Below are 23,378 nucleotides of genomic sequence, written 5' to 3' on the forward strand. Positions count from 1 at the left end.
GAAATTATCGCAAAGCACATTTATATTTGATCCTTTGTTTATCCTCATACCTAACCCTTATCAAAATGAATTATCACTTCGGACGGCGGCTTGCTGTCCTTCTGGTATTTGCAGGTATTTTGCTTTCGCTCGATGCAGCCTATGCCCAGCAGAAGCCCAGCTTCAAAGTCATCGCATTTTTTACCGGTAAAAACGATCAGGCGCACATCAGTTTCGTGCACGAAGCGAACAAACGACTGCCTGAATTGGGTAAAAAGAACGGTTTTAGTTATGATTCCACCACAAACTGGGATAACCTGAATGCCGAATTCCTCTCGAAATACCAGGTCGTTCTTTTCCTCGACACGCGTCCTGAAAAACCGGAGCAACGCGCTGCATTTCAAAAGTACATGGAGAATGGTGGTGGTTGGATAGGGTTTCATTTCGCGGCATTCGCATTGACGCCCTCGGCATTTCCTCAGAATTGGGATTGGTACCACGATCAATTCCTGGGTTCAGGGCAATACAAGAGCAATACCTGGCGCCCTACTTCGGCAGTTTTGAAAATTGAAGCTCCCCAAAGCCCTGTTTTTAAGGGGCTTAAAAACACATTTAAGGCTTCACCGAACGAATGGTATCGCTGGGAAAAGGATTTAAAACAAAACCCTGATATTCAGATACTTTTGTCTATAGACCCATCGAGCTTTCCGCTTGGAACCGGACCTAAGCAACATGAAATTTGGCATAGTGGTTATTACCCCGTCGCCTGGACAAACAAAAAGTATAAAATGCTGTACATGAATATGGGCCACAACGACATCGACTACGAAAACAAAACCAATAAGGAATTATCATTTACATTTGATAACGACGCACAAAACCAGTTCCTTGTGAATTCGATCCTGTGGCTGGCCAACCGAAAAAAATAGCAGACAATGGAAGAAAGGCAAACCCGGCAATTCGACAAGGGCCAAATGACAGGCTTAACCTGGCAATGCGATGGCATAGTGCTCGGGCATGCCGTTTCGCGGTTTACCGAATTGTCGGGCTTTCACTCGCAAAGCGCCAATAAGGACGTTGTACGCATGCATTTCGGGTTGAGAGGCGACTATATGTTCACCTACAACCAGCTTGGCAAGACGTTCGATCTCGTAGGCGGGCACCATAATATCATGTATTCCAAAGAGTTTGAAATGACGGTGTATGCCAAAACGCTGGAAATCGAAACCTTTGGCATTCAATTTCCCAAAGACGTTTTCCTACAATTCACGCAAACGGCAAGCGATTCATTGAAACGTTTTTCCGAAGCCATCATCCTCGGCAAAAGCACCATCTTGACCGAAAGCTGGGGCACAATCGACTCGCCCATTCAGCAGGTAATCCAGCAAATCATTCATTGCAAATACTCGGAAAGCCTTAAAAAGCTATTTCTCCTCTCAAAAAGTATCGAACTGCTCGTCCTTTGCGCGGACGCATGTGAGGCCTCGGAACGAAAAACCGACCCATTTATCAAGACCAAAACCGATAAGGAGAAGATCATTGCTGTCCGGGACCTGATCAACGATCGGGTGCATTGCCCGCCCAATCTGTCGGAAATCGCCATGCATGTGGGTATGAATGAATTCAAACTTAAAAAAGGCTTTAAGGAGACATTCAACAACACCATTTTCGGCTATCTCACCGACCAACGCCTGCAACTCGCGAGGCAATATCTGCTTGACACCCAACAAACTGCTGCTGAAATATCGACACAACTCGGTTACGCTACCCCCCAGCATTTCAACAATGCCTTCAAAAAGAAATTCGGTGTCACTCCCTTTTCGGTTAGAAATAATCCGTAAAACGCAATCCGGTGCGGGTATCTGGGGTGTAATATTGCAGTGCTGGAAGGGGTGACGGCCGACGGCTAACCGTCGACCGCTGACCGCTGACTGCCGACCGCCGACCGCCTGACGATAGACCATGGACGATAGACCATGGACGATAGACCATGCAAAGCACTCGTCCATGGTCTATGGTCAGGCCGTAGGCCCATGGTCAACATCGATACACTACCCGAAATCGGCGGTCAGCGGTCGGCGGTCTGCCGTCGGCGGTCAGCGGTCAGCCGTCGGCGGTCCTACTTAACATCGTTCATCAAACAACAAAACGACATGCAAACTCCGCTTATCATCCAAAACGAAATTACGATTGACGCGCCTGTATCGCGTGTATGGGACGCGCTCGTGAATCCTGAACAAACCAAGCAATATATGTTCGGCTGTGAGGCACTCTCCGACTGGAATGTCGGTAGTGAGCTGCTCTGGAAAGGGCAACATGAAGGAAAAGATATCGTCTGGGTAAAAGGAGAAATCCTTGAAATCGAGCCGGAAAAGTTCCTTCACTACACGACCATCGATCCGCATTCGAATATCGATGACGTTTCTGAAAATTATCTGAAAGTGACCTATGACCTCATTCAACAAGGTGAAAAAACACTTCTAAAGGTCACGCAGGGTGATTACAGTACCGTTGCTGAAGGGGAGCGCCGCTATCAGGATTCGTATAACAACGGGGAAGGGTGGAATCCTATTCTTGTTGAAATAAAAAAGCTTGTGGAAGCGCAGTAAGGGCCTGGCAAATCATCGTAAGAGGTTGTGTCAAAAGGCAAAACTGCACCTGTTGTCATGGTGAGCGAAGCGGCGGCCGCTTCGCTCACCATGACCGGCTATCACATTTGATAAATGATTTAAGGATTTTGTGACTCAATCTCCCCTACTTCATTTTCATCGGTTTCCTCAGCCGGCTGGTCGTCATCGATCCTCGTTCCAGTGCTTACCTCGGGTGCGTCAGCGCCCGGCACATCTGGTGTAGGATTTAATGGCCCGGTTTCGCCTGGCTTTTCGGGATAACTTGTCGCAGGCGGCTGATCGTCTGGCATTTCTGATGTGGGAAATGCGAAAGCATACTGGTTTTGAAAGTCCATAGTTTTGTTTGTTGATTTAGGTCAACCAGGAAAAAACCATGCCTTTCCATAGTAGCGAAAGTTATTTTCTTTCGAGCAAGGCCATATAAAAGCCGTCGAAGCCGTCGCGCGCAACTGATGTGCGGTGTTCGGAAATAAAACGCCAGTCGGCTTTATGCTTACGCACAAATTTTTGCACCTGCATTTCCGATTCCGACGGAAGAATGCTACAAGTCGCGTAGACCATCTTCCCACCCTTCTTGACCATTACGGAATAGTTTTCAAGAATTTGCGCCTGTACTTTGCGAATCTTGTCCAGGAACTCAGGTTTGAGCTTCCATTTGCTGTCAGGATTTCGTCGTAAAACGCCCAGTCCCGAGCATGGCACATCCAGGAGCAACCGATCAGTAGTTTCAGCTAGCTTTTCGATAATGTCATCAGAATTGATCAACATGGTGCGCAAATTGGTAACGCCGTTCCGCACCGCACGCCGTTCCAGCTCCAGTAATTTGTGGTGTTCAATATCCATCGATAGTATCGAACCGGAGTTTTGCATTAATGCAGCCAAATGCAGGCTTTTTCCCCCAGCACCTGCGCATGCGTCGATCACCGACATACCGGGTTGAACATCCAGATAGGGGGCGATCAATTGCGAACCAGCGTCCTGTACTTCGAAAAAACCACTTTTGAAGCTATCCAAACCCGATACATTGACACGCTTTTTCAAGATCAATGCATCCGGCGCACCGTCGACTTCTTCGGTAATGTCATAGCCGAATTGTTCCCGTACTGTCGCCATGTGCGTTTTCAACGAATTCACACGCAAAACCAAAGGCGCCGGATGGTTTAGCGCAACTAGTTCTTTTTCCCATTGTTGGCTCATTTCTTTTTCGCCAATCTCGTCTATCCAGTCAGGCACGGACTGGGCGATTTTACGGGTTTGAAGGCCTTCCTGATATCTCGCCTTAACCGCTTCAAAATCAACCCCTTCAAATTCAGGCCACTCGGGCAAAATTTTTGAGTCATCACTCTCTGCTAAATGCGCCGACTTGATCAGTTGCCATACACCTACCAACCGCCAGAAATCCTCGCTTTCCTTCGCTTTCTCGATTTCCGCAGTATATTTTACCAACCGCCACCAACGCACGATCTCATACACATTTTCGGCAATGAAGGCGCGGTCGCGGGCACCCCATTTTTTATTGGATTTTAGTATTTGCTCAACAACACGGTCAGCTTGCCGGTTTTTAACAAAAATATCCTGCAATGCCTCGACAGTAGCAGCAACAAGTCCTTTGTACAGTTTCAAAATTTTCTATTCCAGGGTGAAACAAGACGACAAATTTGGCAACGGATCCGCTACAAACCAAAAACGCGTAAAAAAGCCACGACAACGCGTGGCTGGTAGTGTTGGAACAGTCATAGAACGTTTGTTTTTTCGGGCGTATCGATGTCGCCTAGTAGATATTCTGAGGAAGGCTAATTTCAAAATTTGTGCCGACGCCCGGCTCCGACGTGATATTGATCCGCCCTCCAAGGCTGTCAACCAAATGCTTCACGAGAGACAACCCAAAACCAAATCCCTGTTCACCCTCCGTTCCGCCGGTAGACAAAGCATTGCCAGAGAGAATGGCCTGAATGTTCGCCTCCGACATACCGACGCCCGTATCGCGGACGGAAATATGCAAAATCGGCCTGGCCAGGTCGATAAGCAGTCGTAAATCGACTGTCACGTCGCCCCCGTGTGGGGTAAATTTCATGGAATTTGAAATCAGGTTACCCGTGATTTGCAGCAATTTACTCTTGGAAAAATGGATATTTTCCGTCAGCTGGCTGGTATGCACCAGAAAACGGATGTTCTTGTGTTTCGCCTGCGGGCCATACAATTTTTCCAGCTTATCCCGGAAAATAGTCAGTGTGAAGCCCTGGGTAGTCACGGCACGCTGGGCATCGGGAATTTTTGTCTTGTCGCTATGCGATTCCAGGATTTCCTCAGCCAGATCTAGAATGGAATTACCGCTCTTATGGATCAGATTAATAAATTCCAGGACTTCGTCCATCCGGTTTTGCTCGCCCTGGTCGCGGATAATCTGCGCCAGGCCCACTATGCCCCCCAAAGGGCCGCGAATGTCATGTGCAACCTTTTTCTGGGTTTGCCGCGCTTCCAGCAGCTTTGATTTGAGGCTTTCCATCACTTTATGTGTTTTCAGCCGCGAGACGATTTCATGAGCTATTATTTTAAGCAGCTCAACTTTCTCAGGTTCCAGTGTTTTCTGTTCATGGCCAAGTACGCATAAGGCCCCTATCTGCAGACCATCAGTCGTTTTAAGTGGAATGCCATAATAGTATGTCACCTTAGGATCCCCGGTGACGTAAAACTTGTCCTTAAAACGTTCATCTGTACTCAAATCCCCAACTTCAAAATGATCCGTTTCCATGATAGTGTATTGGCAAACGGAGTCTTCCCGAAGCATCTGGTCAATGTCCAGCCCATAATTCGAGATCGTCCATTGGGTAAGCGAGTCGATAAGATTAACCAGCGAAATCTTGGTTCCTGTCACTTTGGCGGCAAGTTTGGCCAGCTCCTGAAAATTAATCTGGTGTTCCGCATAGTCGATATCCAGCTCGGAGAGGCCCATAAGACGCTCCATTTCATTTGCGGGTACTGGTGCGTTAGAAATATTCATAACTGAATGCCGTTTGTCCTCAATTCTACAAACTATTAATTAAAAAAGACAAGTAATTCGATAAAAAAACCACAGGGGCGACTGCGTTCAACGGCGTGACAACAACCAAATGTAAACGTCGACGGCCAAACTAATACCCGGAAGAAGGAATGGATTTTGCTATACTGTTAAGGGGTCGCTCAAAATTATCATGCATATCAAACTTCCTTCAAACAAGAATCTTGGAATAATTCTGTTTTTGTTATTTAAATAACAGTTGTATATTGTCACACCAACTATTCGTCTGTTAGGATTTTATCAGGTCAAAACATTTGCCAAATTAGACCTAACAGTGATAAGCAACAAATCTATCATTGTTAGATTAAAAACCATTGTAAGAAATCACTTTAATTGGGCTAAAAATTAACATTTAGCATATCCAACAGTTAACAATGTTAGATTAAGCACAAATTTAATTTGCATATTTTTAAGAACTCTACAACAGCATAAAATTAGCTCGGCACCATCATTCCAATGTATAAAATACTTTTTACTATATTTTTCTTAGCGAATTTCGGGCCTGTGGGTTCACAAATCATCGTAGCAGACCGGATTGTTGGAGAGTGGATTAATGAAGAGAAGAGCACGCGGATCGAGATTTATAAAAATGGTGAAGAGTATTTTGGACGCCTGCTGTGGGCTGAGGATCTCTTCGAAGCTGACGGGAAAACCTCCCGGAAGGATCTTCGCAACTCCAACGAGACTCTTCGCGGGCGTAACCTCTTACACGCGAACCTGCTATCCAACTTCGTCTTTAGCGAAGACCTTTGGGACGATGGCAAAATGTATGATCCCAAAAGCGGTAAAACATACAATTGCCTTATTAAACTTCGTCGGGAAAAAATGGAAATCCGTAGCTACGTCGGCATTCCGCTTCTCGGTAGAAGTACCTATTGGGACCGCGTACCCTGACTTTCCCCCTACCCTGCCCGTGAACGTTACTTTCCCCGCGGAAAGGACATTTTAACCCGGTAGACGAATATAAACGGCATTCGCCGTGTTATGCTTCAAATCACGCATCGATCTCATGAAGCATTTCAAACTGGGCATTCTCGACCAATCTGTCGTTCGGCACGACTCTAATGTCAGGGAGGCTATCCAGGAAACCATTACCACGGCAAAATTGGCCGAAGACCTCGGTTATAGCCGGTTCTGGGTCTCCGAACACCATAATTCAACCTTTATTGCAGGCTCGGCACCAGAAGTCCTGATGGTCAGGCTGGCCGACGTAACGAGCCACATCCGCATTGGTTCCGGCGGGATTATGCTGCCCAACCACAGCGCCTTGAAAGTCGCGGAGAATTTCCGGATGCTCGAAACCCTCTATCCTGGCCGGATCGACCTTGGGATGGGCCGCGCACCAGGCACCGACCGCGTTACTTCGTCAATTCTCAACCCTTCCAACGATTTTAGCGAAAGCAGCTATTTGCGCCAGCTTGAACATTTGCAGCACTTTTTCAGGGACACGGCTGGCACAGAGCGCGGCTTTATCTACGCCACACCGCAGTCGGAGACGATTCCCGAGCAATGGATATTGAGTTCGAGCGGCGGCAGCAGCAATATTGCGGCACGTTTTGGAATGGGATTGGCGGTAGCGAAATTCATTAATGGCTTCGTTCGTCCTGATGTTGTCGAAGAATACAAGCGCAATTTCAAGCCGTCGGATCAGCTCGAAAAGCCGAAGGTGATCATTTCCGCTTTCACATTATGCGCCGAAACGGAGGAGGAAGCGGCATTAATGCGCAAAATGATGGACTATGTGCTCGTCGAATTCGAGAAAGGTAAATTTGGACCATTCCCTGACCCTGAAACCGTGCGTAAATACCAGTTCAGTTTCGGAGAGCTGGACCGCATCCGCTATAACAGCGGCCGGATCGTTTCAGGAACACCGGAGTCGGTAAAAGAGCAACTCACCAAACTGGCGGTTGATTTCGAAGCGGATGAAGTGATGGTTTCGACCATGGCAGACAGCTTTGAGAACCGCGTAAAATCCTTTCAACTGATTTCCGAAGCATTTAATTTGAGAGAACCGGTTCTTTAACTTTAATTTGTGCCGGACATTCCTTCACCGACACTCATGAACCGCTTCGACCGCATCACCGCCATCCTGATCCAGCTTCAATCCCGTAAAATTGTCAAGGCCCAGGACCTGGCGGAACGTTTCGAGATCAGTCTGAGGACGGTTTACCGCGATATCAATTCGCTGGCAGAGGCGGGAGTACCCATTATAGGCGAGGCAGGCGTAGGCTATTCCATTATGGATGGCTACCGCCTGCCTCCCGTCATGTTTACCAGGGAAGAAGCACGGACATTTATCACGGCCGAAAAGCTGATGGAGAAGTTCACCGATCTTTCGACGCAGTCGCATTATCAATCGGCGATGTACAAGATTAAAGCGGTGTTGAGAAGTACGGAAAAGTCGATGGTGGAGAATCTGGAAAACCATATAGAAGTACGGCACAATCCGCGCGCATTTCATCAGCCGAACAGCAATACGCTCGATATTTTGCTTAAAAGTATTTCGGAACGGAAGATCGCGAAGATCCTTTACGTCGCGATGAGCGCGCCGGAGCCCGTGGAAAGGGTCGTTGAACCGGTAGGCATTTACCACGAAAATAATTATTGGTATACCATCGCATTCTGCCATTTGCGTAACGACTACCGTAACTTCCGTTCCGACCGCATCCTTCAATGTGATATCACCGAGCGCCCATTTGTACACAAACACGGGCCACTCAAAGATTTCATGCACGACAGCTGGGAGAACGAAAATATGCGCCTGGTGCGCATACGTGTAGAGAAGCGCGTTGCGCGTTACATACGGGAACAGCGGGGCTATTACGGATTTGCCTCGGAAGTGGAACAAGGGGACTTTATTGAAATGACATTTCTGAGCGCGTCGCTCGAAGGCTTTGCCCGCTGGTACCTGATGATCGCACCGGAGGCCTGTATTCTCGAACCGGAATCTTTGAAAACGACTGTCAGACAACTTACCGAAAAAACTTTAGAAAATTTGGGTTGCTGATAATCCTGCTGACACAGGGCTGTCATAAGGTACTGTTTTCTTTGTAATGTACTTAAAAAAAGGAGATATGTCAGCCACAATTGAAATTCCGACCGCAGAAAATAGCCTGGCCTATGCGATGAAAAATTTCGCGGATTATAACCATTGGGCCAACTGTACGCTTATCAACTGGCTTCGCACAAAGCCTGCCGAAATCCTCGAAACTGAGCTGAAATCAAGTTTTTCAACCATCCGGCTAACGCTCATTCACATTCTCGAGACCCAACGTTACTGGCTCTCGATCATCAATCCGAACGCCAATTATAGCGGCCAGGATTTCGATGGAGACCTCGAAGCAACATTTGATACGCTTATGGCACAATCTCAGGAGCTTGCCGAATACATCGAAAGCCTATCTGCCGAACAAATCCAAAGCGAGACGATCGTCGAAAGCCAGTGGTTCCAATGTAATTTCCCAAACTTCGAATATATAATGCACGTGGTCAACCACACCACTTACCACCGCGGACAGATCATCACCATGGGCCGCAACCTCGGCTTCACGGACGCACCCATGACCGACTATAACTTTTATAATGTAATGGCTAAATAAGTTGGCAAGCGGTGAAACCTGTTCGGTCCCGTTTTTGTAATGTGATCTATGAAAAACATTCACATTCTGGGCATTTCGGGCAGTCTGCGTGCCGATTCCACCAACACCATCATCCTAAAAACCTTGGGAAGCCTTTTGCCTTCCGACATTACTTTTGAAATTTTCGAAGGCCTGGACGAAATCCAGCATTTCGATCCAGGCCATGTTGACTCCGATTCCGTCGCGCGCTTCAAATCGGCAATCCGGAAAGCGGATGCTGTCGTGATCTGTACACCGGAATACGCATTCGGCGTGCCAGGCACACTCAAAAATGCCTTGGACTGGACAGTAGGCACCGGCGACCTCAATGACAAACCAGTATCGGTGATTAGCGCATCTCCCCTCAATTCGGGCGGCAGCCATGCACTGGCCTCTCTCCTGCTTACATTGACCGCCTTGGGAACCAGAAAGAACGAGGCATCGGCCCTGTCCATTCCGAATGTCAAGAGCAAGCTTAGCGCGGGAGAAGTCAGCAACCAGGAGCTGATTGCCTTGCTTCAAGCCCAGTGCGATAATCTGCTGTCACTCACCAGGCAGTAAGCAAAGTCTCTCCCCTTTCCAAAATCCAATTTATTATCCGGCAAACAAAAGACTATGAGTTTCGTAGAGTAATATCATTTAGTTTGATACATTTGGGCTTTATCCACCTTAAACGTTCCAACCAAATGAAATTTGAAACATTGCAGCTCCATGCCGGACAACAGCCCGACCCCGTTACCAATTCACGGGCAGTGCCTTTGTACCAAACCACTTCCTACGTTTTCAACAACGCGGAGCATGCTGCTAACCTTTTCGCTTTAAAGGAATTTGGCAATATATATTCCCGCATTATGAACCCTACCAACGACGTTTTTGAAAAGCGGATCGCGGCGTTGGAAGGTGGTGTGGCAGCATTAGCAACGGCTTCGGGGCATTCGGCGCAGTTTCTGGCCATTAATAATATCACCACTGTGGGCGATAACTTTGTGACCACGTCTTTCTTGTATGGCGGTTCTTTTAACCAATTCAAAAATTCATTCAAAAACATCGGCGTGGAAGCGCGCTTTGCCGATGGCGACGATGTGAGCAGCTTCGAAAGGCTGATCGATGATAAGACAAAATTCATCTACCTCGAAACGATTGGTAACCCAAGCTATTCCGTCCCCGATTTTGAGGCATTCTCCGCGCTGGCAAACAAATATGACCTCCCATTGATTGTCGATAACACATTCGGTGCCGCTGGGGCGATTTTTCAGCCCATCAAGTATGGTGCGCATGTTGTTGTACAGTCAGCAACGAAATGGATCGGCGGACATGGGACCTCTATTGGCGGCGTGATCGTCGATGCAGGGACTTACAACTGGGGTAACGGCAAATTCCCACAGTTCACGGAACCATCTCCAAGCTATCACGGCCTGGTCCTGAATGACGTTTTCGGAATCGGCGGGCCATTCGGCAATATCCAGTTCATTATCCGCGCCCGTGTAGAAGGCCTGCGCGACTGGGGACCCAGCCTCTCACCATTCAATTCTTTCCTGTTCCTGCAGGGGCTCGAAACACTGTCATTGCGTGTCGAACGCATTGCCGAGAACGCCTTGAAACTAGCTCAGTGGCTTGAAAATCACCCGAAAGTAGAGAGCGTGAACTACATAGGTCTGGAAGGAAATAAATATCACGAGCTTGCGAAAAAATACCTGACACGCGGTTTTGGCGGTGTTTTGTCTTTCACGCTTAAAGGCGACAAGAAGACTGCCGAGCATCTGGTAGACAACCTGAAGCTGATCAGCAACCTCGCCAACGTAGGCGATGCCAAAACGCTCATCATCCACCCCGCGTCAACCACTCACTCGCAACTATCTGAGGCAGAGCAACTTTCAGCAGGCGTCCTCCCTACCCAACTCCGCATTTCCACAGGTATCGAGCATATTGATGATATCATAGCGGATATCGAGCAGGCAATCGCGGCGGTTTAATTTTGAATGATCCGCCGTTCCACGGCGGATCATTCACTCATTCAATCATTCCCCGTTCCACGGAGGAAAATTCAAAATTACTCCCCGATCCCCTCCAACGCGAACATGAACGCGAACTGCAAGGCGATCTCTTTGAGATAGTCGAACCGTCCCGAGGCGCCGCCGTGGCCGGCTTCCATATTGGTTTTCAGGAGCAGGACGTTGTGGTCGGTTTTGTGCGTGCGTAGACGGGCTACCCATTTGGCGGGTTCGAAGTACTGCACCTGGCTGTCGTGCAGACCGGTGGTTATCAGCATGTTGGGATAAGCCTTTTTTTCAACATTGTCATAAGGCGAGTAGGACTTCATATAATCGTACGAGTCTTTGTTTTTTGGATTACCCCATTCATCAAACTCGTTGGTTGTCAATGGAATGCTCTCATCCAGCATGGTTGTTACCACATCCACGAACGGCACATCGGCGATGATTCCCCGCCACAAATCGGGCCGAAGATTGCTGATGGCGCCCATTAATAACCCACCCGCGCTGCCGCCTTCGGCAAACAAATGAGCGGACGATGTGTATTTCTCCTTGATCAGAAATTCCGCACAGTCGATAAAATCGTTGAAGGTATTCTTCTTTTTGAACATCTTGCCGTCCTCGTACCATTGGCGGCCCATCTCCTGTCCACCACGTATGTGCGCAAGCGCGTAGATGAAACCACGATTAAGCAGGCTTAAACGCGTGCTGCTGAACGCTGCGTCCATGCTGTTGCCATAAGAGCCGTAGGCGTATAGCAGCAGCGGCGTCTCTGCACTTTTAGGCGTTCCTTTTTTATATACTACCGAAACAGGCACTTTCACACCGTCGCGCGCGGTGGCATACAAACGTTCGGTCACATATTCCTCGGGGTTGTAGCCGCCGACCACCTCCTGGCGCTTTTTCAATTCCTTTTCGCGGCTTTCCATCCCGTAATCGTATACCGAACTCGGCGTGGTGAGCGACGTGTATATGTAGCGCAAATTCGAACTGTTGTACTCGGGATTTGAACCTGCATAAGCAGTGTAGGCTGGCTCGCCGAAGTCGACATAATGCTCTGCGTTGGTATTGATATTGCGGATACGGAGCTTTAAAAGGCCATTTTTACGCTCGGTGATCACCAGGTAATCTTTGAAAACATCTATGCCTTCCAGCAGCACATCCGCGCGGTTAGGAATCACTTCTTTCCAGTTCTCTACGCCGGTTTTGCCTATTGGCGTTTCCATCAGGCGGAAATTCAATGCATCTTTATTGGTCACAATCAGGAATTTATCGCCTTGATGATCCACATCGTACAGCACATCTTTTATCCGTGGCTGGAATACTTCAAACTTATCTTCTGGCTTGTCGGCATCGAGGATCAGATATTCCGATGACATGGTCGCCGACGATGCGATGACGATGTATTTTTCAGATTTGGTTTTGCCTACGCCGATATAGTTGCTTTTGTCCTTCTCGGCGTATACCACCACGTCTTTCTTCGGATCAGTACCAAGCGAGTGCCGCTTGATCTTTTCGCTCAGGAGCGTTTTCGGGTTGGTAGCGGTGTAAAATAGCGTTTTGTTATCATTTCCCCATTCGGAGCCGCCACTTGCCGGATAAACTTTGTCGGGATAATGTTCCCCTGTTTCCAGGTTTTTGATGTAAATGGTGTACTGTCTCCTTGAAACGGTGTCCACACCATAGGCCAGCAGCGTGTTATCCGGACTCACATTGAAACCTACCGCAGAATAATACGGATGCCCCTCGGCCATTTTGTCGACATCCAGCAGGACTTCCTCTTTTGCTTCCAGCGTGCCTTTTTTGCGGCAATATTTGAAATACTGTTCGCCCTGCTCGCTGCGTGTATAGTACCAGTAGCCATTGCTAAACACCGGCACCGATTCATCTTTTTCCTTAATGCGGCCCTTCATTTCTGCAAATAGCGACTCCTGGAATTTCGCCGTGCCTGCCATCATTGTGTCGGTGTAAGCGTTCTCCGCATTCAGGTAGTCGACGACCCTATTGCTATCGGGACCTTCGCGGAAGAAGTCGGCCATCCAATAATACTCGTCATTTCGCTTGTCGCCATGCATGCCAGTTTCATGGTCTTTTTTATCTGCTACGGGAGGTGTGGCATCCGGCCATTGATATGCTTGTTTCACGGATTTGTTTTGGTTACACGAAAAAATGACAACAGCTAAAAATAGGTAAATAATTCTCATCGGTTATAATTGGTTAATATTTAACTGATTATCAATTACTTAAATTCTAATATACATATTAATAGGAAAATACTTTTTATACATATTGAAAATAAAAGACATACTATTCTTTCTAAATGCATTATACATACATTTATCGCTCAGTGTATTACACTTATATTACTTTTAATAGTTACAGATTGATTATTAGATAATTATACTTTTAATATAATAAATACTTTTAAATAGTATAATACACATTATATATTAATACTTAACTTACTGAACTACCTTAACATTAGTATTTTTTGTTTTAAAAGTATTGACCTTTTAATTAATACAAAAAGACTAATTCGGTTGATACTTCTCTTCTAAATCTACAAAAAACCACCGGCAAACCGTTTCGGTCGCGGGACTTACATTATATTTGAGTTTCGATCATAAACTTACCTCATGGAAAAACCCGTTCACAAGTTGTTCCTTCTGGACGCTATGGCCTTGATTTACAGGGCGCATTTCGCATTCATTAAGGCACCACGCATCACTTCAAAAGGACTGAATACCAGCGCCGTTTTCGGCTTCACCAACACACTGCTCGAAGTACTACAGAAAGAGAAACCCACACATATCGGCGTTGCCTTTGATACTGCTGCGCCTACTTTCCGCCATGTACAGTTTGAGGCTTACAAGGCGCAACGCGAGGCCCAACCGGAAGATATTACGGTAGCGATTCCGCTGGTAAAGCGGTTGCTCAGGGGCATGTGTATCCCCATTCTGGAACTGGACGGCTACGAGGCCGACGATATCATCGGCACTATTGCCAAAGAGGCCTCCCGGGAAGGTTTCGAGGTTTTCATGATGACGCCCGATAAAGATTACGGGCAGCTGGTCGAACAATACATTCATATTTACAAACCTGCATTCCTTGGCAAAGGCGCCGAAGTGCTGGGTGTTCAGGAAATCCTTGACCGCTGGCAAATCCAGCGCATCGACCAGGTGATTGATATTCTTGGACTAATGGGCGATGCAGTTGATAACATACCGGGTATTCCTGGCGTAGGTGAAAAAACAGCTCAGAAACTGATCCAGGAGTACGATACGATCGAAAACATTATCACACACGCTGACGAAATCAAAGGTAAGCTAGGCGAAAAAATACGGGAGAATTTCGATAAGGCCATTTTAAGCAAGCAACTTGCAACGATCGATTGCAAGGTGCCTGTGCCATTCGACGCCGAAGACCTGACGATCTGTTCGCCCAAAGCAGACCTCATTGCAGAGCTTTTTGATGAACTGGAATTTAAAACGTTGAAAGCCAGGGTTCTAGGTGTGGGCGCTGTTGGAGCCAACTCTGTCGGAACTTTTGCTCCGACGACACGATCAGGCGGAGCTCCGGCTCCACGGAAAAGTCCCCAGGGCCAGCTCGACATTTTCGGCAATCCGACCGAAGAAATCGGCAAACAACCGGCCGTCGTCAGCGGCGACCTGTCCGATGGCCAGATCACCGAAGACACCTCCGAAATCCATATTCCAACGTCTAAAAAGACGATCGACAATACATTCCACCGTTACCACACGGTAGACACGCCTGAGCTCATGACGAGCCTTGCATATTACCTGAGCTTGCAGGACGCATTCTGCTTTGACACCGAAACCACCTCCCTGGATACCGTTGACGCCGAACTGGTGGGACTTTCGTTCTCCTACCTGGCAGGCGAAGCCTTTTACATTCCCGTCCCGGCCGACCGCGAAAAGGCGCAGGAGATTGTGGAGCATTTCAGGGCGGTTTTTGAAAATGAAAACATTGAAAAAATCGGTCAGAATATTAAGTACGACCTTTTGATATTGAAAAACTACGGCATTGAGGTACACGGCAAAATGAGCGACACCATGCTTGCGCATTACCTGCTCGAACCCGATAAACGCCATGGAATGGACATTCTGGCCGCGTCCTACCTCAACTACGAACCGGTGTCGATCACGACGCTGATCGGTAAAAAGGGCGGCAAACAGGGCAACATGCGCGATGTGGCCATTCCGGAGATTACGCAATATGCCGGCGAGGATGCGGACATCACTTTTCAGCTCAATACCATTTTCAGCCGGGAGCTGCCAAAAGTGAATGCAGCCAAGCTGTTCCATGAAGTGGAAATGCCCTTGACGAAAGTGCTCGCTTCCATGGAAAATACCGGTGTAAGGCTCGATATCAACGCTTTGAAGGAAATGTCGGCTGTTCTGGAGTTGGATCTTCGCCAAACCGAGTCCGAGATTTACGAAGCGGCTGGGCAGTCATTCAATATCAGCTCACCAAAACAGCTTGGGGAGGTTTTGTTTGACAAAATGAAACTGATCGAGAAGCCGAAAAAAACTAAAACAGGGCAATATGCGACGGGTGAGGAAATCCTATCGGACCTGGAAGCAAACCATCTCATTGCGCGTAAAATACTGGATTACCGCGAATTACAGAAGTTGAAATCAACTTATGTGGACGCATTACCGACGATGGTAAGTAGCCGCACGGGGCGCATTCATACCTCTTATAACCAGGCCGTTGCTGCTACCGGGCGTTTGAGCTCCACCAATCCTAATCTGCAAAACATCCCGATCCGCACGCCACGCGGCCGAGAGATCCGCAAAGCCTTCGTCCCCGATACCGACGAATTTCAGATCCTCTCGGCAGATTATTCGCAGATCGAACTGCGCATTATGGCGGCATTCAGCGGGGACGCAAGTATGACCGAGGCCTTCAACCAGGGCCGCGATATTCATGCCACCACAGCAAGTAAGGTGTTTTCAGTCCCATTGGAAGAGGTGACTTCTGACATGCGCAGGAAGTCCAAAATGGTCAATTTCGGGATCATTTACGGCATTTCGGCATTCGGCCTTGCGCAGCGCCTGGGCATCCCGCGTGGGGAAGCAGCCGAGATTATCCGCGCCTATTTCGAGGAATTCCCTGCCGTAAAAGGCTATATGGACAAAGTTGTGAACGATGCCCGTGAGCGTGAGTTTGTAGAAACGATCCTCGGCCGTCGCCGCTATTTGCCGGATATCAATTCACGCAACCAAACCAACCGCGGTTACGCCGAACGAAACGCCATCAACGCTCCAATCCAGGGCTCCGCAGCCGATATGATCAAAGTAGCGATGATTAATATCCACGACTTCATGGCGAAGGAAAAGCTCAAATCCCGCATGATCCTGCAAGTGCATGACGAATTGGTTTTCGACGCTCATCGCGACGAGATTCCATTCCTGAAAGAAAGAGTAGACGAGCTGATGCGAAATGCCATCCCGATGGCCGTGAGAATGGAAACGGGGATTGGTGTGGGAGCGAATTGGCTTGAAGCACATTAACAGGGAGGAAAGGGAGGATGAGAGGAAACGAAAAATGTCAGTCTGAGCGCAGTCGAAGACAGTCCGTACGGTAAATTGTTACGTGCTGCATTTGCTTCGACTGCGCTCAGCATGACATTTCCTCTTTCTTATTCCTTTCTTCCCGTTCCTTTCCTTCGCTCCTCCCTTCCTCTCTAAAACCTACTTAGCGACCCAGGTACGGGTATTCAAATCATCCACTCCCTGACGTTTCACCGCTTCTTCGCGGTTGACGCCGTTGAGCGATTGCTCTGATAATGGGTAAATGAAGCGAACAGGCACTTTGTTCTGGTTCAGATTATCAGGTCCCGGCTTGATCTCCGGCATGCCTGTACGGCGCCAGTCGAACCAGGCTTCCAAGCCATTGAAATAAAATGCAACCCACTTCTGCAGCGCTATCTTCGCCAATTTTTCCTCGCTTGTGCCCGTGTAAGCCACAGCTGCCTGCGTGTAGTAGGAAGCATCCGGCGTTACATTGATGCCGTACGATGACGGTACCACGCTTTTCCAGTATTCAAAGTTGCTCTGAATGCCTTTTGTGTAATAGTCTTGCGCTGTGCCGCTCGTAATCCAGCCTTTTTCGCGTGCTTCGGCGAGGATGAATTGCAATTCGGAATAGTTCATGATGATGCCACGCGGCGCTGAGGGATCTGGCGGAGCCTGGCCCGGATCATTGCACACCAGACATGCAAATGTGTAACCGACGCGCGAAACGCCTTGCGGACCGCCATTATAGTTCAATGCAGGAACGTCGCCGAGGCCATTGGGAACACCTTCGATCACCGGCTTGCCGGCTGCTACCGACGATTGGGACGGGCGGCCAAAAACGGCCAGACGCGGGTCTTTTAATGCCGTAAGACGGTCGCTCAATGTCTTGCTGACGCGGAACTCGTCAAACGAGCCGACGCGTGAGTCGTACATTCTCCATTGGTTGGGAGCGGCGGCCAGGTATTTCAATTCCGCATTGTCCTGTATCCCTTCGAAAATAGGGTTTTTAGCAGGATCTGCGATAATGGCCTGCAAATCGGCCTTCACGTCTTTTTGCTTAGAAATACGCATCAGATAACGGAGACGCAACGAATTGGCCAGCTTCCGCCACTTGATAAGCGAGCCGCTGCCTCCTCCGAAAAGGATGTCACCTGAAACAGCCGTAGAGCTGGTAGCCAGGATATCGTTCGCCGTTTTCAGATCTGCCAGAATGCCTGCGTAAACGCTTTCCTGGGTGTCGTATTTCGGCAGGTAAACACCGTCGGTCTTGCCCTTGGTAGCTTCGGTGTAAGGAATGTCACCGTAAGCGTCAGTTGCAACGGCGAACATCCATGATTTCAGGATCAGCGCGATGCCTTTGTAGGCATTTTTGTCGTCGGTACCAACCTGATCCATAATGTTTTTGACATTACGCATATTACCATAAACATTGTCCCAGATGCCGTTCTGCTGGCCCCACAGGTAGCGATCCTCGTTCACGAACTGGATCTTGGCGTGGTGCTGCACCACAATGTTGCCGATACCCCATGCGTCGCCTACCTGGCTGTTGACCATGTTCCGGATCACTCCGGCCAGCAAAAGGTCTGGCGTGACGTTGTTCGGAACGTTTTCGTTCGTGTTAACTTCTTCAAAATCGTTGGTACAGGCCCCACCTGAGACGATGACCAACAGCATAATATATATCGGAATAAGCTTTTTCATTGTTCTCCTCTTGAAATGTTACAGTTTGAAACTCACGTTGAAACCATAGCTGCGGCTGGAAGGGATCGACATATATTCGATACCCGGCAATGCAGTTCCTCCGTTGTAAGCCATCGTTTCAGGATCCACATGCGGCACTTTCGACCACAAGGCAAGGTTGCGTCCTACGAACGAGACAGTGATGTTTTTGATCGGTGAACGGCCCAGCAGGCGGTTAGGGATCGAATAGCCCAGCTGTACTTCGCGGAGTTTCACGAATGAAGCGTCGTACATCACCCCTTCGGCGATGTTACGCCCGCCCGTGAAGGCAGTATGCCATGCACGCGCAGTGAGTTTCACATCATTTGTGCTGTAAGTACCGTCCGCATTCTGAACCACACCGTCGCCGATCACACCGTTGCCTGCCTTGGTCAGGTCGTAACCATCCGCGCGGCCTTCAAGTGTTTCTTTGATGATACCACCTTCACGACCCACCACTTGCGTATGGGAATACAGCTTTCCGCCGTGGCGAACATCAAACAGGAAGCTGAATTTTACATTCTTGTAACTGAACTGATTGGAAATACCAGCCAGCCAATCAGGATTGTAGTTACCCATTTTCTGAACATTGGTCGTAGGAACCGGACGGCCATCTTTGTACACAACCTGACCTACATTCTGGCCTGTTGCGTCGTAATAAGGCTTCGAAGGATCGGTATTCTGTACGCGTGCAAATGCGATGCCGTACATATCTCCCATCCGCTCGCCTACGCGTGCTTCGATGCTCACGCCTTTGCTCGCCATCACGAAATTGGTAATGCCGTCCGACAGTTCGAGTACTTTGCTGCGGTTAGCCGAGAAGTTGACACCGATATTCCATTTGAAATCGTTGATTTCCACTGGTGTTACATTCAGCATGGTTTCAAAACCCCAGTTCTTGATCTCCCCTGCATTGAAAAAACGGCCATTGTAGCCTGTTGTCTGCGAAAGCGGGATTTGCAGGATCTGATTTTTGGTTTTGCTTTGATAGAATGTGAAATCGAGGCCTACGCGGTTCTTGAAGAAACGCACGTCAGCACCAAGTTCGTAAGCTGTACTGATCTCCGGTTTCAGGTTCAGGTTAGCCAGGCGGTCGGTTTCGCCATAAATCTGCGAGCTTCCGTAAGGCGTGCTTGGGTTGTAAGCCTGTGTAAATGTAAATGGATCGGTATCGTTACCAACCTGTGCAAAGCTGGCGCGGAGTTTGGCAAAAGAAATCACCTCGGGAAGCTTAACCATATCGCTCACTACAGCGCTCAAAGCTACCGATGGATAGAAGTACGAGTTGTTTTCGGTACCGAATGCTTTCAACGCCGTAGGAAGCGTCAATGCGCTACTCCAGTCGTTTCTTGCGGTAATGTCCAGGAACAGATAGTTACGGAACGAAACCGATGCTGAACCATACAAACTGTTGATCCGCTTGCCGACTTTGCTTTGGGACGCTACAAGCGCAATGCGGGAGTTGGTAAGGTTATAAATACCCGGTAGGTTCAACTGCCCAGCATTTTCCTCGTCATAAATCGAGCTCTGACGATTCTGATTGCCACCGAATGTTGCCGACACATTAATATCCTTGCTGATATCCTTGTTGAATGACAAAAGAAAATCGCTGTTACGCTCTTCAGTGTTGACTTTCACCTCGCGGTATTGCCCGAATGGGAAGCGCTGCGTGCTGAATGCACGGCGGTATTCGCGGCGCTCGTTACCCCAGTCGGTAGCGGTGCGTACTTGCAGGCTCAGCCAATTGGTGAAATCGTACTTCAGGATCACGTTACCGATAATGCGGTTCACTTCCTGGCCGTTGGTGTTTGCAAAAACTGTCAGATAGGGGTTATCGTGATAGTTGTAGTTCCAGCCAAACTGACGTTGTTCTTCCGCACCGTTCATCCATAAACGTTCCATATCCGAAACCTTCACCGAGCGAGGGAGCCAGCAGTTAAAAAGGTACATAATGCTTTCCGTACCATAGCTGATCGACGGACGGTTACCGCTCGATCCTTTGATGTAGCTTACAAATGTTTTAGCCGAAAATTTCTTGGTAAGATTGTAACCTGCACTCAATGAGACGGTATGACGCTTCAAATCCGTGTTTGGAACGATACCCGTCTGATCCAGATTGGTATAAGACAAGCGGAAATTGCCCTGGTCGTTGTTGCCGATCAAAGCAACGTTGTTGGTGAGCGTGCGGCCGGTTTTCAGGAAGTCCTTCAAACCATTTACATCAGCTTCCCAGGGCGTTGCGGTGATGACACTCCCCGCAGGCGCATTCAGATCGCCGCCGAGGAAGGGAATCGCCTGGCCGTTCAATGTGCGGGGCGAATTGTATTGCGGATAGCTTTGGCCTACAAATGCCGGCCCCCAACCTTCGTCGGTACCGTCGGTAAGACCGCCCCCGGCACCGTTGACGAATGCGAAATCGCCGCCGTTACCGTTACCCTGGCCATATTTGTTCTGATACTCGGGCAATTTCAATGCACGCTCGAAAGTCGTGTTACTATTCACCTCGACACCGATGCCTTTATTGCCCTTACCCGATTTGGTAGTGATCAAAATCACCCCGTTAGCCGCTCTTGAACCATACAAAGCAGCAGCCGCAGGTCCTTTCAGTACGCTCATCGTCTCCACGTCGTCGGGATTGATAAAGCTGGCGCCATTACCGAAATCGACTTCCAGGTTATTCTGGCCCGAACCGCCGGTGATGGAATTGCTGATGGGCACCCCATCGATCACGTACAACGGCTGGTTTTTATTCAAATCCACCGAGCGCTCGCCACGGATCGTTACCCGCGCCGAACCACCGATACCCGACGGGCTTCCAACGACGGTCACCCCGGCTACTTTACCTGCCAGCTGGTTCACAATGTTGGTCTCACGCGCCGTTACAATGCTTTCGCCTTTCAACTCCTGCACGGCGTAACCCAGCTTGCGGACATCTTTTTTAATCCCCAAGGCCGTTACCACCACTTCCTGCAACTGTTTTTGATCGGCCATGAGCGTCACATCGGCCACAGCACGGCCACCGATCGTTACTTCCTGCGATACATAACCTAAGAATGAGCAGGTGAGCACGGAACTGGCCCCTTTGACGCTGATCTGGTACTTGCCATTCGAGTCTGTAACTGTACCATTCGTACTGCCTTTTTCAATCACGCTCACGCCCGCGAGGGGGAGCCTGTCATCGTCGGAAATCACCTGGCCGGTAACCACCGACTGCGCGATGCCCGTATGCGAGTACATCAGGCCGGTAAGCGCAATGCCCGCGCACGCGCCGCTTCTGAAAATACTCAGCCGGAAGCATAAGTAAAATTGTTTGATCATGAGCACTAGGTTATTTAGTTGAGAAAATAGAATGGGCAAATTATGCCCTGCAAAACGCAAAAATCAACTTAATTAAAATCTGTTGTGTTAAGTATTTATTAACATACTATAAACAAATCGGCCATTCGAAACAACCTCCGGAACGCCCGGCAGAGACTACTGATCAATGCATAAAACTCTCACTAACTACCGCTCGCACAAATACTACGCTACGTGGCACGGACGCTGGGCAGCGCCATGTTCCTTTAAATTTACAAAATCGGAATTATAAAAAAGCAACCGCACGTTGCTCTATCCGACTGTTTAGTAGCATTTTAAAAACAAGCTACTCACAAAACCCAAAGATCGGCATTGCCATTTTGAAATAATACAGAAAATTCTTTGAAGAGGGATATTTCCAAATCCCCCGCGCAGGCGGTCATATTGCTTAAAGGCCATACCCACATTCACTCTTTCCGCTATACGCCCCGCGGGAATTATTCATCCTTGTTTAACTTTTGATTTTTCAACCGGCACGTTGGATCATTCTTGTGTTACTGTTTAATGGAATTGTCGTATCAATGGCGAACCCAAAAAAACCGATCGCCATGTTTACGTCCCGAGAGTGTGAAATAATCAGTCTGATCGCGCAAGGATTACCGTCGCGCGCCATTGCCGACCGCTTGTGCCTGAGCACGGAGACTGTCAAGTCTCACCGTAAAAACATTATCCGCAAAATTTCTGAGTTAACGGACGGGTCCACAGCCTTGCTCGAATTTGCGATCGCATATGAAAGGGAGCGTGAAAAATCACTCTAAAAGGGGGATTTACAAGTGTGGGTATATCTCCTACTTTTGAAATCACTCCTAACACTAACAGCCACAATTGTACCCATGAAGCATCTTCCAACCATCGCTACATCCATTATTTCGGCTGCACTCGCCCTCTTTGCTTACAATGCCTCCGCACAAAATAGCCGGGGTCTGGAAAACATTGTACCGAGAAAACAAGCCAAACTACCCGACGGCCATATTTATCTTCCACACGAGCGGCTGACGATAATGAAAGACATATCGAACGACCAAAAAAGAATCCACATAGAGATCAGCAACGAAATTACACCAGAGCGAGAAATCCAGGTGTTTCTGAAACAGGACACGGCTGAGCTGGAAGACTTAGCCACCGGCATCTATGAGCTATTTTTTACCGGCTCGAGCCTCGCCCTGACAAACAAGCAGACAAGCAAGAAAATCGTATTTGAACTTAATGACGAATCGCCGCATTCAAATTCAAGCAAACTGCATGGCAACGCTGACCAAGTACTAAACGCGATTGGAATTGCTGCTTATTTCAAAACCTGTCCCCGCCCCCAATGACCCCCGTTCACAAGTGACCGTATAGTCCGCATAGATTCTCCTGAGCCAACGTATTGTTTTAGCGATTTTCGTTTGCGATTACCTCAATTTCTGGAAAAAAATTCATACTATTTCCAGATATAATGGTAAAAAAAATGCCGAACTTCGGTTTTTAATTGTAAACAATAC

Annotated in this window: 18 protein-coding genes; 12 read left to right on the forward strand and 6 right to left on the reverse strand. The window is 48.4% G+C overall.

What is annotated here, in order from left to right; translation table 11 throughout:
• The first annotated feature begins 65 nt into the window (after positions 1-65).
• The 3 genes from LZD49_RS05630 (at position 66) to LZD49_RS05640 (ending at position 2,588) form a co-directional block, all read left to right on the forward strand.
• Entirely contained in the window at positions 66-908 is an 843-nt protein-coding gene (locus LZD49_RS05630) for a ThuA domain-containing protein (protein WP_234666338.1), read from the forward strand.
• Positions 909-914: 6 nt separating this feature from the next.
• A complete protein-coding gene (locus tag LZD49_RS05635; protein WP_234666339.1) occupies positions 915-1,820 on the forward strand; it encodes a helix-turn-helix transcriptional regulator in 906 nt (301 codons plus the stop codon).
• Between the two features lie 312 nt (positions 1,821-2,132).
• Positions 2,133-2,588, forward strand: coding sequence for an SRPBCC domain-containing protein (locus tag LZD49_RS05640; RefSeq protein ID WP_234666340.1), 456 nt, complete (start codon positions 2,133-2,135; stop codon positions 2,586-2,588).
• A gap of 119 nt (positions 2,589-2,707) precedes the next feature.
• On the opposite strand, the gene LZD49_RS05645 is transcribed toward LZD49_RS05640, so the two are convergent.
• The 3 genes from LZD49_RS05645 to LZD49_RS05655 all read right to left on the reverse strand — a co-directional run bounded on the left by LZD49_RS05645 (position 2,708) and on the right by LZD49_RS05655 (position 5,610).
• Positions 2,708-2,944 carry a hypothetical protein gene (locus tag LZD49_RS05645; protein ID WP_234666341.1) on the reverse strand — a complete coding sequence of 79 codons (237 nt, stop codon included), beginning with the start codon at positions 2,942-2,944 and terminating at the stop codon, positions 2,708-2,710.
• 61 nt (positions 2,945-3,005) lie between these two features.
• Complete coding sequence (locus LZD49_RS05650) at positions 3,006-4,232, reverse strand: RsmB/NOP family class I SAM-dependent RNA methyltransferase (protein ID WP_234666342.1); 1,227 nt, start codon at positions 4,230-4,232, stop codon at positions 3,006-3,008.
• 148 nt (positions 4,233-4,380) lie between these two features.
• Positions 4,381-5,610, reverse strand: a complete 1,230-nt coding sequence (locus LZD49_RS05655; protein ID WP_234666343.1) for a GAF domain-containing sensor histidine kinase — start codon at positions 5,608-5,610, stop codon at positions 4,381-4,383.
• 561 nt (positions 5,611-6,171) lie between these two features.
• Between LZD49_RS05655 and LZD49_RS05660 the strand changes: the two genes are divergently transcribed.
• The 6 genes from LZD49_RS05660 to LZD49_RS05685 all read left to right on the forward strand — a co-directional run bounded on the left by LZD49_RS05660 (position 6,172) and on the right by LZD49_RS05685 (position 11,257).
• Positions 6,172-6,561 carry a DUF2147 domain-containing protein gene (locus LZD49_RS05660; RefSeq protein WP_234666344.1) on the forward strand — a complete coding sequence of 130 codons (390 nt, stop codon included), beginning with the start codon at positions 6,172-6,174 and terminating at the stop codon, positions 6,559-6,561.
• Between the two features lie 115 nt (positions 6,562-6,676).
• A complete protein-coding gene (locus LZD49_RS05665; RefSeq protein ID WP_234666345.1) occupies positions 6,677-7,690 on the forward strand; it encodes an LLM class flavin-dependent oxidoreductase in 1,014 nt (337 codons plus the stop codon).
• A 9-nt stretch (positions 7,691-7,699) separates the two neighbouring features.
• Positions 7,700-8,674, forward strand: a complete 975-nt coding sequence (locus tag LZD49_RS05670) for a YafY family protein (protein WP_234666346.1) — start codon at positions 7,700-7,702, stop codon at positions 8,672-8,674.
• Between the two features lie 67 nt (positions 8,675-8,741).
• Positions 8,742-9,266: a DinB family protein gene (locus LZD49_RS05675; protein WP_234666347.1), complete on the forward strand. Its 525-nt coding sequence runs from the start codon at positions 8,742-8,744 to the stop codon at positions 9,264-9,266.
• A gap of 48 nt (positions 9,267-9,314) precedes the next feature.
• Positions 9,315-9,845 (forward strand): NADPH-dependent FMN reductase, encoded by a 531-nt coding sequence (locus tag LZD49_RS05680; RefSeq protein WP_234666348.1) that lies wholly within the window; start codon positions 9,315-9,317, stop codon positions 9,843-9,845.
• A gap of 125 nt (positions 9,846-9,970) precedes the next feature.
• A complete protein-coding gene (locus tag LZD49_RS05685) occupies positions 9,971-11,257 on the forward strand; it encodes an O-acetylhomoserine aminocarboxypropyltransferase/cysteine synthase family protein (protein ID WP_234666349.1) in 1,287 nt (428 codons plus the stop codon).
• A 77-nt stretch (positions 11,258-11,334) separates the two neighbouring features.
• Here the strand turns inward: LZD49_RS05685 and LZD49_RS05690 are convergent, their stop codons facing one another.
• Entirely contained in the window at positions 11,335-13,419 is a 2,085-nt protein-coding gene (locus LZD49_RS05690) for a S9 family peptidase (protein WP_310590470.1), read from the reverse strand.
• Positions 13,420-13,911: 492 nt separating this feature from the next.
• Here LZD49_RS05690 and polA point away from each other — a divergent pair, with 492 nt between their 5' ends.
• Positions 13,912-16,812, forward strand: a complete 2,901-nt coding sequence (polA, locus tag LZD49_RS05695; protein ID WP_234666350.1) for a DNA polymerase I — start codon at positions 13,912-13,914, stop codon at positions 16,810-16,812.
• 180 nt (positions 16,813-16,992) lie between these two features.
• Here polA and LZD49_RS05700 read toward each other — a convergent pair whose 3' ends face one another.
• Both LZD49_RS05700 and LZD49_RS05705 read right to left on the reverse strand, forming a co-directional pair.
• The gene (locus tag LZD49_RS05700; protein ID WP_234666351.1) at positions 16,993-18,519 is read right to left on the reverse strand and encodes a SusD/RagB family nutrient-binding outer membrane lipoprotein; all 1,527 of its coding nucleotides are present in this window, start codon (positions 18,517-18,519) and stop codon (positions 16,993-16,995) included.
• Positions 18,520-18,537: 18 nt separating this feature from the next.
• Positions 18,538-21,855, reverse strand: coding sequence for a SusC/RagA family TonB-linked outer membrane protein (locus LZD49_RS05705; RefSeq protein WP_234666352.1), 3,318 nt, complete (start codon positions 21,853-21,855; stop codon positions 18,538-18,540).
• Between the two features lie 587 nt (positions 21,856-22,442).
• On the opposite strand from LZD49_RS05705, the gene LZD49_RS05710 reads away from it, so the two are divergent.
• Both LZD49_RS05710 and LZD49_RS05715 read left to right on the forward strand, forming a co-directional pair.
• Positions 22,443-22,652 (forward strand): helix-turn-helix transcriptional regulator, encoded by a 210-nt coding sequence (locus LZD49_RS05710; RefSeq protein WP_234666353.1) that lies wholly within the window; start codon positions 22,443-22,445, stop codon positions 22,650-22,652.
• 75 nt (positions 22,653-22,727) lie between these two features.
• Positions 22,728-23,210, forward strand: a complete 483-nt coding sequence (locus LZD49_RS05715) for a hypothetical protein (protein WP_234666354.1) — start codon at positions 22,728-22,730, stop codon at positions 23,208-23,210.
• Positions 23,211-23,378: the final 168 nt, after the last annotated feature.

This window comes from Dyadobacter sp. CY261 (genome assembly GCF_021440085.1).
Taxonomy (GTDB): Bacteria; Bacteroidota; Bacteroidia; order Cytophagales; family Spirosomataceae; genus Dyadobacter.